We start from the raw sequence: 16786 nt of genomic DNA, 5'->3' as shown, positions 1-16786 counted from the left end.
TTGGATGTCGGTCTGACGTGGCGCAGCTACGGTAACTTTATTGGGAGTTACCCTTGCCGCCATTTTTTTCTGGCCCAGCCGTCCCAGCCGTCCTGGCTCTCGCAGACGGAACAATCTTCAAAGGAATTTCCATTGGCGCTGCCGGCCATACCACCGGCGAAGTGGTGTTTAACACCGCGATCACCGGCTACCAGGAAATCCTCACCGACCCCAGCTACTCGCGTCAGATCGTCACCCTGACGTACCCGCACATCGGCAACTACGGCGTGAATCCCGCCGACGTCGAAGCGTCCAAAGTCCACGCCGCAGGCCTGATCATCCGCGACCTGCCGCTGCTGGCATCGAATTTCCGTTCCACCCAATCGCTGTCGGACTACCTGAAGCAGGAAAACGTGGTGGCCATCGCCGGCATCGACACCCGCAAGCTGACCCGCATCCTGCGCGAAAAGGGCGCACAGGGCGGCGCCATCCTGACCGGCAGCGCCGGCGCCGAGCCGTCCGCGGCCCAGGCGCTGGAACTGGCGCGCTCCTTCCCGGGCCTGGCGGGCATGGACCTGGCCAAGGTCGTGTCGGTGACCGAGCCGTATGAATTCACCGAGACCGAATGGAAGCTGGGCGAAGGCTTCGGCAAGCAAACCAATCCCAAGTACCACGTGGTCGCCTTCGACTACGGGGTCAAGCGCAACATCCTGCGCATGCTGGCCGAGCGCGGCTGCAAGGTCACGGTGCTGCCGGCGCAAGCCACCGCCGCCGACGCGCTGGCCCTGAACCCGGATGGCGTGTTCCTGGCCAACGGGCCGGGCGACCCGGAACCCTGCGACTACGCGATCAAGGCGTCGCGCGAACTGATCGAGAAGGGCATCCCGACCTTCGGCATCTGCCTCGGCCACCAGATCATGGCCCTGGCCTCGGGCGCCAAGACGATGAAGATGAAGTTCGGCCACCACGGCGCCAACCACCCGGTGCAGGACCTCGATTCGAAGAAGGTCCTGATCACCTCGCAGAACCACGGCTTCGCGGTCGACCCGGAGACCCTCCCGGCCAACTGCCGCGTGACCCACGTCTCGCTGTTCGACGGCTCGCTGCAGGGCTTCGAGCGCACCGACAAGCCGGCCTTCTGCTTCCAGGGCCACCCGGAAGCCTCGCCCGGCCCGACCGACGTCGCCTATCTGTTTGACCGCTTCATCGGCCTGATGCAAGCCCAGGAGAAGAACTAAATGCCAAAACGTAGTGATATCAAAAGCATCCTGATCATCGGCGCGGGTCCGATCGTCATCGGCCAGGCGGTCGAATTCGACTATTCGGGCGCCCAGGCCTGCAAGGCCCTGCGCGAAGAAGGCTACAAGGTCATCCTGGTCAATTCGAACCCGGCGACCATCATGACCGACCCGGAAACGGCCGACGTCACCTATATCGAGCCGATCACCTGGAAGGTCGTCGAACGCATCATCGACAAGGAACGCCCGGATGCGATCCTGCCGACCATGGGCGGCCAGACCGCGCTGAACTGCGCGCTCGACCTGCACCGCAACGGCGTGCTGGACAAGTACAAGGTGGAGCTGATCGGCGCCACGCCGGAAGCCATCGACAAGGCCGAGGACCGCGCCAAGTTCAAGGACGCGATGACCAAGATCGGCCTCGGTTCGGCGCGTTCGGGCGTGGCCCACTCGATGGAAGAATCCTGGGCGGTGCAGCGCGAGCTGGGCTTCCCGACCATCATCCGTCCGTCCTTCACCATGGGCGGCAGCGGCGGCGGCATCGCCTACAACGAAGAAGAATTCGAACAGATCTGCAAGCGCGGCCTGGAAGCCTCGCCGACCAACGAGCTCCTGATCGAAGAATCCCTGCTCGGCTGGAAAGAGTACGAGATGGAAGTGGTCCGCGACAAGAAGGACAACTGCATCATCATCTGCTCGATCGAGAACCTCGACCCGATGGGCGTGCACACCGGCGACTCGATCACCGTGGCGCCGGCGCAGACCCTGACGGACAAGGAATACCAGATCATGCGCAACGCGTCGATCAACGTCCTGCGCGAGATCGGCGTCGACACCGGCGGCTCGAACGTGCAGTTCGCGATCAACCCGAAGGACGGCCGCATGATCGTCATCGAGATGAACCCGCGCGTCTCGCGTTCCTCGGCCCTGGCCTCGAAGGCCACCGGCTTCCCGATCGCCAAGGTCGCGGCCAAGCTGGCGGTGGGCTTCACGCTGGACGAGCTGCGCAACGAGATCACCGGCGGCGCGACCCCGGCCAGTTTCGAGCCGTCGATCGACTACGTGGTCACCAAGATCCCGCGCTTCACCTTCGAGAAGTTCCCGACCGCCGACAAGCACCTGACCACGCAGATGAAATCGGTGGGCGAGGTGATGGCGATGGGCCGCACCTTCCAGGAATCCTTCCAGAAGGCCCTGCGCGGCCTGGAAGTGGGCGTGGACGGCCTGAACGAGAAAACCCGCGACCGCGAGAAGATCGAGGAAGAGCTGGGCGAACCGGGTCCGGACCGCATCTGGTACGTGGGCGACGCCTTTGCCCAGGGCTTCACCCTGGAAGAAGTGCACAACCTGACCAAGATCGACATGTGGTTCCTGGTGCAGATCAAGGAGATCGTGGACATCGAGCTGTGGCTCGAGACCCAGACCCTGGAAGCGCTGGACAAGCCGCTGCTCTACAAGCTCAAGCAAAAAGGCTTCTCGGACCGCCGCATGGCCTTCCTGCTGAAGAGCACGCCGGAAGCGGTGCGCGCGCGCCGCCACGCCCTGGGCATCCGCCCGGTGTACAAGCGGGTCGACACCTGCGCCGCCGAGTTCGCAACCAACACCGCCTACATGTACTCGACCTACGACGAGGAGTGCGAGTCCAACCCGACCGACAAGAAGAAGATCATGGTGCTGGGCGGTGGCCCGAACCGCATCGGCCAGGGCATCGAGTTCGACTACTGCTGCGTGCACGCGGCCCTCGCCATGCGCGAAGACGGCTACGAGACCATCATGGTCAACTGCAATCCCGAAACCGTCTCGACCGACTACGACACCTCGGACCGCCTCTACTTCGAGTCGCTGACCCTGGAAGACGTGCTCGAAATCGTGGAGCTGGAAAAGCCGGTGGGCGTCATCGTCCAGTACGGCGGCCAGACCCCGCTCAAGCTCGCCCTGGACCTGGAAGCCAACGGCGTGCCGATCGTCGGCACCTCGCCGGACATGATCGACGCCGCCGAAGACCGCGAGCGTTTCCAGCAGCTGCTGCAAAAACTCGGCCTGCGCCAACCGCCCAACCGCACCGCGCGCACCGAAGCCGAGGCCCTCGAGCTGGCCCAGGAAATCGGCTACCCGCTGGTGGTGCGTCCATCCTACGTGTTGGGCGGCCGCGCGATGGAGATCGTCCACGAGCAGCGTGACCTGGAGCGCTACATGCGCGAAGCGGTCAAGGTCTCGAACGATTCGCCGGTGCTGCTGGACCGCTTCCTGAACGACGCCATCGAAGTCGACGTCGACTGCATCTCGGACGGCGAAGCCACCTTCATCGGCGGCGTGATGGAACACATCGAACAGGCCGGCGTGCACTCGGGCGACTCGGCCTGCTCGCTGCCGCCTTACTCGCTGTCGCAGGAAACCATCGCCGAACTGAAGCACCAGACCTCGCTGATGGCCAAGGCCCTCAACGTGGTCGGCCTGATGAACGTGCAGTTCGCGATCCAGCAATCGGAAGTCGACGGCAAGACGGTCGACACCGTCTACGTGCTGGAAGTGAACCCGCGCGCCTCGCGCACCGTGCCGTTCGTGTCGAAGGCGACCGGCCTGCAGCTGGCCAAGATCGCGGCGCGCTGCATGGTGGGCCAGACCCTGGCCCAGCAAGGCATCGCCCAGGAAGTCGTGCCGCCGTTCTACAGCGTCAAGGAAGTCGTGTTCCCGTTCGTGAAATTCCCGGGCGTGGACACCATCCTGGGCCCGGAAATGAAGTCGACGGGCGAAGTGATGGGCGTGGGGAAGAGCTTTGGCGAAGCCTTCGTCAAATCGCAGCTGGCGGCCGGCATCATCCTGCCGAAGGGCGGCACCGTGTTCCTGTCGGTGAAGGCCTCGGACAAGCCGCGCGCGGTGGGCGTGGCGCGCGAGCTGGTCAAGCTCGGCTTCTCGCTGGTGGCCACCAAGGGCACCGCGGCCGTGATCTCGGCCGCCGGCATCCCGGTGCGCCCGGTGAACAAGGTGCTCGAGGGTCGTCCGCACGTTGTCGACATGATCAAGAACCGCGAAATCGTCATGGTCGTGAATACGGTGGAAGAGAAGCGTTCGGCGATCACCGATTCGCGCACCATCCGTACCTCGGCCCTGCAGTCGCGCGTGGTGACCTATACCACCATCGCCGGCGCGGAAGCGGCGATCGAGGGCATGGCCCACCTTGACGAACTGCGCGTGTACGATTTACAAGGTCTGCATAACACCTTACACTAAGCGCCAAGTAGTACCCGCTTAGCAGTTAGAAAACCACAGAGCTCGCGCGGCAGTGCGCCGTGTGCCTCTGTGGTTTTCACTTGTTGGGTACGTCCCTGCTAACGAAAGAAACAGAGATCCATGAACACTCCATTGACCAAATACGGCGCCGAACTCCTGAAGGAAGAGCTGCACCAGCTCAAGACCAAGGAACGCCGCATCGTGATCGACGCGATCGCCGAGGCGCGTTCGCATGGCGACCTGTCCGAGAACGCGGAGTACGACGCCGCCAAGGAGCGCCAGGCCTTCGTCGAAGGCCGCATCGCCGAACTCGAAGGCAAGCTGAGCACGGCCCAGATCATCGACCCGGCCACCCTGGACGCGGAAGGCCGCGTGGTGTTCGCCTCGACCGTCGATCTGGAAGACCTGGAAAGCGGCCAGAAGGTCAGCTACCAGATCGTCGGCATGGACGAAGCCGACCTCAAGCTCAACAAGGTGTCGGTGACCTCGCCGATCGCGCGCGCCCTGATCGGCAAATACGCCGGCGACGTGGTCGAGGTGCAGGCTCCGTCCGGTCCGCGCGAATACGAGATCCTGGAAGTCCGCTACGTCTGATGGCCGACGGCCACGCCTCCGCTCCCGCCCGCGGCCGCCTGGCCGGCGCGCGCCTGCTGCTGGCCTGCCTGTGGGCGGGCAGCCTGTGGGCGCTCGGCTACGTCGCGGCGCCGGCGGCCTTTGCGGTCCTGCCGAGCAACCTGGCGGGAGATGTCGTGTCGGTGATCCTGGCGCGCCAGGCCTGGCTGTCGATCGGCTGCGCCATGCTGCTGCTGGTGCTGTTGCTGCGTTTTTCCTCTGACGTGCCGCCGGCGAAGCGGCGCTTCCTGGGCGGGCTGGTGCTGGCGATGCTGGCTTGCACGCTCGTCATCTTCGTCGGCCTGCAGCCGGCCATGGCGCACCTGCGCGAACTGGCCGGGGTGGGCGGGGTGAGGGCGTCGCCGTACTGGACGCAGTTCGCGGTGATGCATGGGGTGTCGCAGCTGTTTCACCTGGTGGAGAGCCTGCTGGGGGCTTGGCTGGTCCTGAAGAGTCGTTGAGCCGGTAGTCGAGCAGTCACTACCCGTCCTTGGGCCCGCGCCCCCAGCCCGTCGTACGCGCCACTGGCGCCTACGACGGTTTTACCGCTAGCGGTCTTCGAAACCGAACGGATACTCGGCCTGGACGAAAAAAAACCGGGTCACCCCGGTTTTTCCTCGCACAGCCCGCATCACTTGTTCAGCGAATTTTTCTTGGTGCTGGTCTGGCGCGGCTTGGCGCGCTTGATGTTGCCGCCTGCAGTCACGCGTTCATTCCCCTTGAGCATGACCTTGGTGACGCTCGGCTTCTTGGTGCCGCTGGCGCTGGCCTTGACGATGGTGACTTCGCGCATGCCCGGGCCCGATTTGCCGCTGCGTTCCTTGACCGTTTCCTTCTTCGGACGGTAGAGCACCAGCAGCTTGCCGATGTGCTGGACCGGCGCCGCGCCCAGTTCTTCGCAGATCTGTTCGTACATGGCGACACGTTCCTCGCGCTCGTCGCCGAACACGCGGACCTTGATCAGGCCGTGTGCGTCGAGGCTGGAGGCGATTTCCTTCATGACGGATTCGGTCAGGCCCTCGCCGCCGATCATGACGACGGGATTGAGTCCATGGGCTTCCGCGCGCAGTGCGCTGCGCTCGGCCGGAGTGAGTTTAAGCATAATATTTTTTGGATGTACCTTTAAAAGCAGTATTCTACGCGAATGGCCAAGAACAAATTAAACAAAAACTGGTTGCACGACCACATTAACGATCCGTATGTCAAATTGGCACAGAAAGAGGGCTACCGCGCCCGCGCCGCCTACAAGCTCAAGGAAATCGACGAAAGCGAAAAGCTGATCAAGCCCGGCCAGGTCATCGTCGACCTCGGCTGTACCCCAGGCAGCTGGGCCCAGTACACCCGGCGCAAGCTGGCGGGCAAGGAGGGCGGCGGCATCCACGGCACCATGATCGGCCTCGACATCCTGCCGATGGAACCGGTGGCGGACGTCCATTTTATCCAGGGCGATTTCCGCGAAGAAGAGATCCTCGACCAGCTGGACGAGGTGCTGGCCGGGCGCAAGGTCGATGTCGTCCTGTCCGACATGGCGCCCAACCTGTCCGGCATCCCGCATGCCGATGCGGCGCGCATGGAAAACCTGATCGACCTGGCCATTGAGTTTTCTCAAATGCACCTGAAGCCGGGCGGTGCATTACTGGTAAAGTGCTTCAAGGATATGGGGTTCACCCAGATCCTGGAGAAATTCAGGGATGAATTCCGTACTGTCAAACAGGTCAAACCGAAGGCCAGTCGCGATAAGTCTTCCGAGATTTTCCTGCTCGGACGCGGTTTGAAGAATCCGGCCGGCCCGAAAACCGGCATTGACGAGAGCGACAGCCCTTGATTTTTGGCGTGCGAGCCACACATCAGCCGCGTGAGGCGCGGGGTGCGCAAACGCTTGCATATGCATGTCGTTCTTGAATATATGGCATTTCAGCACTATTGCAGGCGTCGCGTGGCGGCGTCGGCTTATTGCGGTTAAAATCGTCGTACTGTAATCGGTAGAGATGCGCATCGCATCGGAGGAGTCTTCGTGAATAATATGTTTTCCAAATCCGCCATCTGGGTGGTGGTCGCGCTGCTGCTGTTCATGCTGTTCAAGCAGTTCGACACCCACAGCGTGGCTGGCGGCAGCAAGACCATCGCTTATTCCGAGCTGCTCGACGATGTGAAGGCGCGCCGCATCAAGGACGTCGTGATCGAGGGTTCGAACATCACGGCGACCCGCACCGACGATTCCAAGGTGCGCGCCACCGCGACCATCCTGGACCGCGGCCTGATCGGCGACCTGCGCGAAAACAACGTGCGCTTCGACGTCAAGCCGCCGGAAGAACCGTCCTTCCTGCAACAGGTCTTCATTTCCTGGTTCCCGATGCTTCTGCTGATCGGCGTCTGGGTCTTCTTCATGCGCCAGATGCAGGGCGGCGGCAAGGGCGGCGCTTTCTCCTTCGGCAAGTCGAAGGCGCGCATGCTCGATGAAACCAACAACACCGTGACCTTCTCCGACGTCGCCGGCTGCGACGAGGCCAAGGAAGAAGTGGGCGAGATCGTCGACTTCCTGAAAGACCCGACCAAGTTCCAGAAACTGGGCGGCCGCATCCCGCGCGGCGTGCTGATGGTCGGTCCTCCGGGTACCGGTAAGACCCTGCTGGCGCGTGCCATTGCCGGCGAAGCCAAGGTGCCGTTCTTCTCGATCTCGGGTTCCGACTTCGTCGAGATGTTCGTCGGCGTGGGCGCGTCGCGTGTGCGCGACATGTTCGAGAACGCTAAGAAACATTCGCCTTGCATCATCTTCATCGACGAGATCGACGCGGTCGGCCGTCACCGCGGCGCCGGCATGGGCGGCGGCAACGACGAGCGCGAACAGACCCTGAACCAGCTGCTGGTCGAGATGGACGGCTTCGAAGCCTCCTCGGGCGTGATCGTCATCGCCGCCACCAACCGCGCCGACGTGCTGGACAAGGCGCTGCTGCGCCCGGGCCGCTTCGACCGCCAGGTGATGGTGGGCCTGCCGGACATCCGCGGCCGCGAGCAGATCCTCAACGTGCACATGCGCAAGGTCCCGATCGGCACCGACGTCAAGGCCGACATCCTGGCGCGCGGCACTCCGGGCTTCTCGGGCGCCGACCTGGCCAACCTGGTCAACGAGGCCGCGCTGTTCGCCGCGCGCCGCAGCAAGCGCCTGGTCGAGATGATCGACTTCGAGGACGCCAAGGACAAGATCTTCATGGGCCCGGAACGCAAGTCCATGGTCATGCGCGAGGAAGAGCGCCGCAACACGGCCTACCACGAGTCGGGCCACGCGGTGGTCGCCAAGCTGCTGCCCAAGGCCGATCCGGTGCACAAGGTCACCATCATGCCGCGCGGCTACGCCCTCGGCCTGACCTGGCAGTTGCCTGAGCACGACAACCTGTCCGGCTACAAGGACAAGATGCTGGAAGAAATTTCGATCCTGTTCGGCGGCCGCATCGCCGAGGAGATCTTCGTCGGCCAGATGTCGACCGGCGCCTCGAACGACTTCGCCCGCGCCACCAAGCTGGCCCGCTCGATGGTGACCCGCTTCGGCATGTCCGAGAGCATGGGCGTGATGGTCTACGAAGACAGCGAGAACGACGGCTTCTTCGGCGGCAGCACCAAGACCATTTCCGAGGCGACCCAGCAGAAGGTGGACGCCGAGATCCGCGCCATCCTCGACACGCAGTACGCCCTGGCGCGCCGCCTGCTCGAGGAAAACCGCGAGAAGGTCGAGATGATGACCAAGGCGCTGCTCGACTGGGAAACCATCGACGCCGAGCAGATCAACGACATCATGGCCGGCCGCGAGCCGCGCCAGCCGAAGGCGGGCCTGCTGACCAAGCGCACGCCGCCGGGCGACAGCGGTCCGGGCGGCGTGGCTCCGAACGCCACCGCACCGGCCTGATGCGCTGATTGTTTCTCCCAAAAGGCATCCATCCGGATGCCTTTTGCTCGTTAACGCTTCACACTTCCAGTATGTCCAAGAACCTGCACTGCGGCCGCTTCAGCTTCCCGCTCGACGGCCCGGACGCGCGCTTCCCCGTCGTGATGGGGATCCTGAACGTCACTCCCGACTCCTTCTCCGACGGCGGCCGCTACCAGGGGCTGGAATTCGCCATGTCGCACGCCGAGGAAATGATCCGCGACGGCGCCACCATGATCGACATCGGCGGCGAGTCGACCCGGCCCGGCTCGCCCAGCGTGCCCCTTGGCGAGGAACTGCGGCGCGTCATGCCGGCCCTGTACGCCCTCAAGACCCTGGACGTGGCACTCTCGGTCGACACCTGCAAGCCGGAAGTCATGCGCGAAGCCCTGATCGCGGGCGCCGACATGATCAACGACATCAACGGCTTCCGCGCCCCCGGCGCCCTGGAGGCGGTGCAGGACAGCGATTGCGGCCTGTGCATCATGCACATGCAGGCCACGCCCCAGACCATGCAGCAGGCGCCCCAGTACACGGATGTGGTGGCCGAGGTGATCGCCTTCCTCGGCGAACGGGTGCAGGCAATGACCGCCGCCGGCATCGCCCGCGAGCGCATCTGCGTCGACCCCGGCTTCGGCTTCGGCAAGACGGTCGAGCACAACTACGCGCTGCTGCGCCAGCTGGGGCGCATCCGCGACGAGCTGGACTTGCCGGTGCTGGCCGGCATGTCGCGCAAGTCCATGATCGGCGCCGTCACCGGCCGCCCGGTCGAGCAGCGGCTGGCCGGGAGCATCGGCGCGGCATTGGCTGCGGTAGCGCATGGCGCTAGAATTGTGCGTGTGCATGATGTAGCAGACACCGTCGATGCCCTGAAGGTCTGGCATGCGGCGACAATCGATTAATCACGGAAAAGAAAAGAAGAGAAGAATGGCACGCAAATATTTTGGTACCGACGGTGTGCGCGGACTCGTGGGAGTTGCGCCGATCACCCCCGACTTCGTCATGCGCCTCGGCTACGCCGCCGGCAAGGTGCTGGCGAAGGGCGCCAAGTCGACCAGCGGCCGCCCCGTGGTCCTGATCGGCAAGGACACCCGCATTTCCGGCTACATGCTGGAAGCCGCGCTGGAAGCGGGCTTCTCGGCCGCCGGCGTCGACGTCATGCTGGCCGGCCCCATGCCGACCCCGGCGATCGCCTACCTGACCCGTGCGCTGCGCCTGCAGGCCGGGGTCGTGATCTCGGCCTCGCACAATCCGTTCCAGGACAACGGCATCAAGTTCTTCTCGGAACACGGCACCAAGCTGCCGGACGCGGTCGAACTCGAGATCGAGGAAGCGATCGACCAGCCGATGGGCTGCGTGCCATCGGACAAGCTGGGCCGCGCGACCCGCCTGCGCGACGCCCAAGGCCGCTACATCGAATTCTGCAAGGGCACCTTCCCGAACGAACTGGACCTGCGCGGCCTGAAGATCGTGGTCGACAGCGCCCACGGCGCCGCCTACAACATCGCTCCGCATGTGTTCCACGAACTTGGCGCCGAAGTGGTCTCGATCGGCGCCCAGCCGGATGGCTTCAACATCAACGCCGGCGTCGGCGCCACCGCGCCCAAGGCGCTGTCGGAAGCGGTCGTGGCCAACAAGGCCGACCTCGGCATCGCGCTGGACGGCGACGCCGACCGCCTGATCATGGTCGACGCCGAGGGCCGCATCTACAACGGCGACGAACTGCTGTACGTGATGGTGCGCGACCGCATGGCGACCGGCCCGGTGGCCGGCGCCGTCGGCACCCTGATGACCAATATGGCGCTCGAAGTGGCGTTCAAGCAGATGGGCATCGGCTTTGCCCGCGCCAAGGTCGGCGACCGCTACGTGCTCGAAGTGATGAAGGAGCGCGGCTGGCTGCTGGGCGGCGAGGGCTCGGGCCACCTGCTGGCCCTGGACAAGCACACCACCGGCGACGGCATCGTTTCCGCCCTGCAGGTGCTGTCCGCGCTCAAGCGCGAGAACAAGAGCCTGGCCGAATGCTGCGCCGAGCTCCAGCTCTATCCCCAGACCCTGATCAACAAGAAAGTCCCGGCCGGCTTCGACTGGACCAAGGACCAGGCTTTGGTGGCGGAGAAGGAAGCGGTCGAGCGCGAACTCGGCGACAGCGGCCGCGTCTTGATCCGCGCCTCGGGCACCGAGCCCCTGGTGCGCGTGATGGTGGAAGCCAAGGAAGCGGAAGTCGCGGAAAGCATGGCGCGCCGCATCGCCGACAAGCTGGCGGCTTGACGGGCGTCAAGCACGACTGCGGGCCGCCGGCGGCTTCAATCGTGTCCGGCATGGCGCATCGGCTTCTTCGGGAGTATGATGAATCCATGTCGGAGTGTAGCGCAGCCCGGTAGCGCACCTGCTTTGGGAGCAGGGGGTCCAAGGTTCGAATCCTTGTACTCCGACCATCCAACAAGCAAGGCAGGCCGTCCACGACGGCCTGCCTTTTGTACGTCCGCCGCTGGCGCACCGCGCGGTTTGCCGTGCAGTTTGCCAGGTTGCAAGCCCCCGCCCGGCGCGCTATAGTAGCGCCTCACTTCATTCCGCCCTTAGCTCAGTTGGATAGAGCAACAGCCTTCTAAGCTGTGGGTCGGGGGTTCGATTCCCTCAGGGCGGGCCAGTTTTCTCCACCGACCCGCCCACCGTGCATCACGCCGCGCGGTCGTCCAGTCCGCCGCGCGTACGCCACAACGAATACCCGATACCCGCCGCGATCAGCACCGCCGTCACCGCCAGCGACAGGCTCGCCGGCACCTTGCCGTCGAACACGAAGTCGCCCAGGAAGATCTTGGAGCCGATGAACACCAGCACCGCCGCCAGCGAATACTTCAGGTAGGTGAAGCGTTCCACCATCGCCGCCAGCGCGAAGTACAGGGCGCGCAGGCCCAGTACCGCGAAGATGTTCGAGGTGTAGACGATGAACGGATCGCTGGTGATGGCGAAGATCGCCGGCACGCTGTCGACCGCGAAGATCACGTCCGTCACCTCGACCATGCACAGGGCCAGGAACAAGGGCGTGGCCAGCAGCAGGGTGTGGCCCGGGCGGGCCGGATCGGGCTCGCGTACCAGGAAGGCGTTGCCGCGCATCCCGTCGGTCATGCGCAGGTGGCCCTTCAGCCATTTCAGCACCGCACTGTCGCGGATCTGGTCCGGGTTGTCGGAGGCGAAGAACATCTTGATGCCGGTGATGACCAGGATCGCGCCGAAGATATACAGCACCCAGTAGTAGCTGGCCACCAGGGCCGAGCCCGCGCCGATCATGATGCCGCGCGTCAGGATCACGCCCAGGATGCCCCAGAACAGGACCCGGTGCTGGTAGGCCGCGGGAATCGCCAGGGTCGCGAAGATCAGCGAGATCACGAAGATATTGTCCAGCGACAGGCTCTTCTCGATCAGGAAGCCGGTGTAGAAGTGCAGCGCCTTTTCGCTGCCGAAGGCGTGCCAGACCCAGAGGCCGAAGGCCAGGCCGGCCGCGATGTAGAGCGCGGAGAGCTTGAGGCTCCCGCGCACGCCGATGACGTGGTCATCCTTGTTGAGCACGCCCAGGTCGAAGGCCAGCAGCGCCACCACGATGGCGACGAAGCTCGCCCACATCCAGACCGGTGCGCCGAGCCAGACGGCATAGAGCAGTTCCATGATGTCCTCCTTGGGGCCTTAGCTGTCGGCAGGTTCGGGGGCGGGCATCCAGGCGTGCGTCGCCCGGCGCAGCAGGCGGCGTTCGCGGTGGTCGATGACCTTGTCGGCGCGCACGATGTCGAGCATGCCCTGCAGTACCAGCACGCGCAGCAGGGGCCCGTCGACCTCGGCCAGGAGGCGCTCGATCGTTTCCGGATCGAGCTCCACCTCGCCGTCCTTGCGCCCGCCGGCGCCGGCAAGCAAGTCCTGGCACAGCTCGCCGGCGGTCTCGTCGAAGCAGTCCTCGCTGACTTCCAGGCGGCGCAGCAGGCCGCTGTGGTGAAGGGCCTTGAGTTCCTGCGGCGCCAGGCGTCCGTCGATGATCATCGCCAGCGCGAGCAGGCGGGAAATGGCTTTGTGGCTGTTGGTGGCATACGTTCTCATGGCAATCCTCTTCAGTGGTGAACCGGAGCAGCCACTATACGAAGCGACAATGCGAAAGTAAAATCGAATAAATTTTCGCAATCATCAACTTTTCTGGTTGGATGGGACCGTGATCAACTACAAGCACCTGCAGTATTTCCACGTGGTCGCAACCACCGGCACGGTGGCGCGCGCGGCCCAGCAGTTGCACGTGTCGGCCCAGGCCATCAGCACCCAGCTGCAGGTACTCGAAAGCCAGCTTGGCGAGGAACTGTTCCGCAAGAAGGGGCGGCTGCTGGAACTCACCGAAGCCGGCAAGATCGTGCTGCAGTATGCCGAGCAGATCTTCAGCATCGGAAACGAGCTGGAGCAGGCGATCCGGCGCGGCGTCTTCACCGGCGCCGAGACCCTGCGCGTGGGCATCTGCGACGTGATCCCCAAAGCCATGGCCTTCCGGCTGCTCCAGCCCGCGCGCGAGGCCGGGCTGGCGATGCGCCTGGTGTGCCGCGAAGGCCGCTTCGCCGACCTGGTGCAGGACCTGAGCGCGCACCGGCTCGACCTGGTCATTTCCGACCAGGGCCTGCCGCCGGGCGGCACGGTGCGCGGCCACACCCACCTGCTTGGCTCGAGCGCCGTGGCCGTGGTCGGCCATCCGGAGCTGTGCGGCGCGTGGCAAGGGACGTTTCCGCAGCGCCTGAAGGGTGCGCCCTTCCTGATGCCGGGCCAGGACGCCACCCTGCACAGCCAGCTCAAGGGCTGGCTCGAGTCGCAGCGCCTGCGCCCCATCGTGGTCGGCGAATTCGATGACGGCGCGCTGCTGATGTCCTTCGCCGGGGCCGGGGCCGGCTTCATCGCCGTGCCTGCCGTGCTGGCGGACGCCGTGTGCGCGCAGTACGGCCTGGAGCGGGCCGGCACGGTCGAGGCGATCGTCGAGCAATTCTATGCGGTGACCGTCGAGCGGCGGGTCGACCATCCCGCGCTCCAGCGCATTCTCGATCGCGCGGACGAATTGTTCGTGGCGGGCGCCTAGCGCGAGCGGGACCAGGCGCGGCAGGTTTGGCCGGAAGGCGGCGCCGGGTTATCATGCGTGCCGCGGCCCCAGCCGCCGTCCTGCGCGCCGCCAGGATGACCCGATCGATCTTTCGCTTCACAGACCATGCAGTTTCTTGATGTCCCCTATGCCGACAAGGACGGCGCCAAGGCGCTCGGCGCCCGGTGGAACCCGACCCGCAAACGCTGGTACGTGCCCGACGGCGTGGCGGTCGAACCCTTCGCCAAATGGCTGCCCAAGGCTGGAGCGGCCGGGGCCGCCGGTGCCGGTGGCGCAGCCAGTCCCAAGGGGAGGGTGGATGCCTATGCCGCCAAGACCGTGATCGGCGCCCATTGCGTCGACTATACGCACGACTGCAATCCATTCGAATCATGCACGGTGTGCGAGGCGGCGCTGGCCGGCACCGACTGGGCCGCCGCGCGCGGCCGCCTGGCCGAGTTGAAGCCCAAGGTATAGCGTCCTCCCGAAGCGTACGCCTGCCCGCGGCGCTGCGTGCTACTGTGCGTCAGCCACGGCGGCCCGTTCGCCGCCGTACGCCTACCGAAGGAGGAACCCGCATGGCCCTGGTCCGCACGCTGCATCGAATCCTGTTCGTGATGATGGTCGCCGGCGCCGCGCAAGGCGCGCAGGCCGAGGCGCCGGCGCCCCAGGGCGATGCCTTCAGCCTGAAGCTGGCGCCGGCGGCGGACGCGGCGCCGAGCGAGGGCAGCGTCCAGTTCATCGGCACCGCGACGGTGCTGATCCGCTTCCAGGGCTTCACCATCCTGACCGACCCGAATTTCCTGCACAAGGGCGACCACGTCCACCTGGGCTACGGGCTGAAGTCGAAGCGGCTCACCCAGCCCGCGATCGCGTTCGAGAACCTGCCGCCGATCGACCTGGTCGTGCTGTCGCACCTGCACGGCGACCACTTCGACCAGCTGGTGCAGCAAAAGCTGAACCGCGCCACGCCCATCGTCACCACCAAGGAAGGCGGAGAGGGGCTCAAGCGCATGGGGTTCACGCGCGTGTTCGGCCTGTCGACCTGGGACCGGCTTGAAGTGAGCAGGGGCGAGGGACGCACGCCGGGCCTGCGCGTGACCGCGACCCCCGGCCGCCACGGGCCGGCCGGCGTGGCGGCGCTGCTGCCCAGGGTGATGGGGGCGGTGCTCGACTTCGGCGCCGATTCCCAGGCGCCCGACTACCGCATGTACATCAGCGGCGACACCCTCGTCTACGAGGACATCCAGGCGATTCCGAAGTACTTCCCCGGGATCGACCTGGCCCTGCTGCACCTGGGCGGCACCCGCATCCTCGGCGTCGTCAAGGTGACGATGGACGGCAAGGATGGCGTGCGCATGATGCAGCTGGTGCAGCCGAAGAAGACGGTGCCGATCCACTACAACGACTACGACGTGTTCAAGTCGCCGCTCGAGGACTTCGCACGCGAGGTCAAGGCGGCCGGCCTGGAGAAGGACGTCATCTACCTGTCGCACGGCGAAACCTACCAGTTCGCGCCCGCCCGGCCCTGAGCCCGCACTGTTGACGGCCGCCTACCGGCGCCATCCTTCCTATCGTGCGCGCCTCGCGCAACTGCCGAGTAAACGCTAAGATGCCAGCTTGACAAATATGCAAGCGGACGGGCATGCCTCCAGCGAACCCAAGCAGCCGACACCAGCCACTGGGCCATGCCGACCGTCGCCTCGGGGCAGGGGTGGCGGTATCGGTATTGCTGCACGCGCTGCTGCTGTCGCTGCAGTTCGGCGTACCTGGGCTCGACCTGGGCGGTGGTGGGCCGATCACGATCAGCCTGGCGCCGCCTCCGTCTGTACCTTTGCCCGATCCGCTGCCGCCTACGAGCATGGCTGATCCGGCCACGTCTCCCGCGCCGGCGCCCACACCGCAACTGCCGGCGAGCGGCTTGCGCCTGGTCGATCCGGTCGCGCCGCCGGCCGCGCCTGCCGAAGCAGCGGCCGTGCGTCCGACAAAAAAGGCTGGTCCTACACCCAAGCGCAGCCGTCCCCGCTTGCTGAAGCGCCGCGCCGCGCCGGTCGGCACACCCCTGATCGCAGCGGAAGCACGCGCCGAATCCGAGTTCAGTGTTCCCTTGCCCGAGCTGGAAGCGGGGTCGGAAACCGTGGTTGCGGACGCCGCTCCCGGCCCGGAAACCGCCGGCGAACCCGCTGTGCCGGACAGCGCCGATGCCGTGCTGGCGGCGCAGGAGACCGGGGAAGAGGCGCGTAGGATGGCGGCCGCGGAAGAGGAAGCGCGCCGCGCCGAGGAGCGGGAGCGGCTGGCCGCCGCCGAGCGCGAGGCCAGCGTCAGGCTCGCGCAGCAGCAGGCCGAGCAGGACGCCAGGGAAAGGGCTGAACAGGCCCGGCGCGACGCGGCGCAGGCCAGGCTGGAGGAAGAGCGCCGTGCGCAGCAGCTGGCCGAGCGGGAGCGTGAGCAGCAGCGCCTGGCGCAGGAAAGCGCCGAGCAAGCGCGGCGGCGCGAACAGGAAGCACTGGCGCGCAGCCAAGCCGAACAACGGATCGCCGAGGAGGCGGCGCGCGAGGCGCAGGTCCTGGCCCGGCGCCGCGCGGAAGACGAACAGCGGCGGCGGGAGGAAGCATTGCGCCTGGCGCAGGAGGAAGCGAACAGGCTGGCCGAACGGGAGGCCGAACGGGAGGCCGAACGGGAGGCCGAGCAGCGGGCCGAGCGCCGCCGCGC

Annotated in this window: 14 protein-coding genes, 2 tRNA genes and 1 pseudogene; 14 read left to right on the top strand and 3 right to left on the bottom strand. The window is 65.6% G+C overall.

Annotated features, from left to right (window positions below; translation table 11 throughout):
• The first annotated feature begins 53 nt into the window (after positions 1-53).
• From carA to KBW98_RS17155, 4 genes are all read left to right on the top strand, one after another.
• A complete protein-coding gene (carA, locus tag KBW98_RS17170) occupies positions 54-1217 on the top strand; it encodes a glutamine-hydrolyzing carbamoyl-phosphate synthase small subunit (RefSeq protein ID WP_211521378.1) in 1164 nt (387 codons plus the stop codon).
• Positions 1218-4448: a carbamoyl-phosphate synthase large subunit gene (gene carB, locus KBW98_RS17165; protein WP_211521377.1), complete on the top strand. Its 3231-nt coding sequence runs from the start codon at positions 1218-1220 to the stop codon at positions 4446-4448.
• Positions 4449-4568: 120 nt separating this feature from the next.
• A complete protein-coding gene (gene greA, locus KBW98_RS17160; protein WP_211521376.1) occupies positions 4569-5042 on the top strand; it encodes a transcription elongation factor GreA in 474 nt (157 codons plus the stop codon).
• Positions 5042-5521: a DUF4149 domain-containing protein gene (locus KBW98_RS17155; protein WP_211521375.1), complete on the top strand. Its 480-nt coding sequence runs from the start codon at positions 5042-5044 to the stop codon at positions 5519-5521. Before greA ends, KBW98_RS17155 begins: the two co-directional genes overlap by 1 nt.
• A 170-nt stretch (positions 5522-5691) precedes the next feature.
• Here the strand turns inward: KBW98_RS17155 and yhbY are convergent, their stop codons facing one another.
• Positions 5692-6162, bottom strand: coding sequence for a ribosome assembly RNA-binding protein YhbY (yhbY, locus tag KBW98_RS17150; protein WP_211521374.1), 471 nt, complete (start codon positions 6160-6162; stop codon positions 5692-5694).
• Between the two features lie 42 nt (positions 6163-6204).
• Here yhbY and KBW98_RS17145 point away from each other — a divergent pair, with 42 nt between their 5' ends.
• From KBW98_RS17145 to KBW98_RS17120, 6 genes are all read left to right on the top strand, one after another.
• Complete coding sequence (locus KBW98_RS17145) at positions 6205-6885, top strand: RlmE family RNA methyltransferase (protein WP_211521373.1); 681 nt, start codon at positions 6205-6207, stop codon at positions 6883-6885.
• A gap of 189 nt (positions 6886-7074) precedes the next feature.
• The gene (gene ftsH / locus KBW98_RS17140; protein ID WP_211521372.1) at positions 7075-8961 is read left to right on the top strand and encodes an ATP-dependent zinc metalloprotease FtsH; all 1887 of its coding nucleotides are present in this window, start codon (positions 7075-7077) and stop codon (positions 8959-8961) included.
• 71 nt (positions 8962-9032) lie between these two features.
• On the top strand, positions 9033-9881 hold the full coding sequence (folP, locus tag KBW98_RS17135; protein WP_211521371.1) for a dihydropteroate synthase: 849 nt from the start codon (positions 9033-9035) through the stop codon (positions 9879-9881).
• A gap of 25 nt (positions 9882-9906) precedes the next feature.
• Positions 9907-11247, top strand: a complete 1341-nt coding sequence (glmM, locus tag KBW98_RS17130; protein ID WP_211521370.1) for a phosphoglucosamine mutase — start codon at positions 9907-9909, stop codon at positions 11245-11247.
• Between the two features lie 90 nt (positions 11248-11337).
• Positions 11338-11414: transfer RNA gene (locus KBW98_RS17125), tRNA-Pro, on the top strand.
• A 135-nt stretch (positions 11415-11549) separates the two neighbouring features.
• Positions 11550-11626: transfer RNA gene (locus KBW98_RS17120), tRNA-Arg, on the top strand.
• A gap of 29 nt (positions 11627-11655) precedes the next feature.
• Here KBW98_RS17120 and KBW98_RS17115 read toward each other — a convergent pair.
• Together KBW98_RS17115 and KBW98_RS17110 are read right to left on the bottom strand one after the other, a co-directional pair.
• Entirely contained in the window at positions 11656-12642 is a 987-nt protein-coding gene (locus KBW98_RS17115; protein WP_211521369.1) for a TerC family protein, read from the bottom strand.
• An 18-nt stretch (positions 12643-12660) separates the two neighbouring features.
• Positions 12661-13065, bottom strand: a complete 405-nt coding sequence (locus KBW98_RS17110; protein WP_211521368.1) for a TerB family tellurite resistance protein — start codon at positions 13063-13065, stop codon at positions 12661-12663.
• Between the two features lie 109 nt (positions 13066-13174).
• Between KBW98_RS17110 and KBW98_RS17105 the strand changes: the two genes are divergently transcribed.
• The 4 genes and pseudogenes from KBW98_RS17105 to KBW98_RS17090 form a co-directional block, all read left to right on the top strand.
• Positions 13175-14074, top strand: coding sequence for a LysR family transcriptional regulator (locus tag KBW98_RS17105; RefSeq protein ID WP_211521367.1), 900 nt, complete (start codon positions 13175-13177; stop codon positions 14072-14074).
• Between the two features lie 126 nt (positions 14075-14200).
• Complete coding sequence (locus KBW98_RS17100) at positions 14201-14551, top strand: DUF5710 domain-containing protein (protein WP_211521366.1); 351 nt, start codon at positions 14201-14203, stop codon at positions 14549-14551.
• 101 nt (positions 14552-14652) lie between these two features.
• Positions 14653-15606 (top strand): MBL fold metallo-hydrolase, encoded by a 954-nt coding sequence (locus KBW98_RS17095; protein WP_211521365.1) that lies wholly within the window; start codon positions 14653-14655, stop codon positions 15604-15606.
• A 197-nt stretch (positions 15607-15803) separates the two neighbouring features.
• A pseudogene (locus KBW98_RS17090) lies at positions 15804-16786 on the top strand (hypothetical protein); the annotation flags it as partial.

It is taken from the genome of Massilia sp. ST3 (assembly GCF_018119405.1).
In the GTDB taxonomy this organism is placed as follows: Bacteria; Pseudomonadota; Gammaproteobacteria; order Burkholderiales; family Burkholderiaceae_D; genus Telluria.
Note: the sequence above shows the minus strand (reverse complement) of the source record. Positions and strands in the feature narration are given on the sequence as shown.

What these genes read in the sequence shown, in the direction of transcription:
- KBW98_RS17110 (WP_211521368.1), bottom strand. Translation starts at nt 13,065, where the DNA reads ATGAGAACGTATGCCACCAACAGCCACAAAGCCATTTCCCGCCTGCTC.
- glmM (WP_211521370.1), top strand. Translation starts at nt 9,907, where the DNA reads ATGGCACGCAAATATTTTGGTACCGACGGTGTGCGCGGACTCGTGGGA.
- KBW98_RS17145 (WP_211521373.1), top strand. Translation starts at nt 6,205, where the DNA reads ATGGCCAAGAACAAATTAAACAAAAACTGGTTGCACGACCACATTAAC.
- folP (WP_211521371.1), top strand. Translation starts at nt 9,033, where the DNA reads ATGTCCAAGAACCTGCACTGCGGCCGCTTCAGCTTCCCGCTCGACGGC.
- KBW98_RS17155 (WP_211521375.1), top strand. Translation starts at nt 5,042, where the DNA reads ATGGCCGACGGCCACGCCTCCGCTCCCGCCCGCGGCCGCCTGGCCGGC.
- carB (WP_211521377.1), top strand. Translation starts at nt 1,218, where the DNA reads ATGCCAAAACGTAGTGATATCAAAAGCATCCTGATCATCGGCGCGGGT.
- greA (WP_211521376.1), top strand. Translation starts at nt 4,569, where the DNA reads ATGAACACTCCATTGACCAAATACGGCGCCGAACTCCTGAAGGAAGAG.
- KBW98_RS17100 (WP_211521366.1), top strand. Translation starts at nt 14,201, where the DNA reads ATGCAGTTTCTTGATGTCCCCTATGCCGACAAGGACGGCGCCAAGGCG.
- KBW98_RS17095 (WP_211521365.1), top strand. Translation starts at nt 14,653, where the DNA reads ATGGCCCTGGTCCGCACGCTGCATCGAATCCTGTTCGTGATGATGGTC.
- yhbY (WP_211521374.1), bottom strand. Translation starts at nt 6,162, where the DNA reads ATGCTTAAACTCACTCCGGCCGAGCGCAGCGCACTGCGCGCGGAAGCC.
- KBW98_RS17115 (WP_211521369.1), bottom strand. Translation starts at nt 12,642, where the DNA reads ATGGAACTGCTCTATGCCGTCTGGCTCGGCGCACCGGTCTGGATGTGG.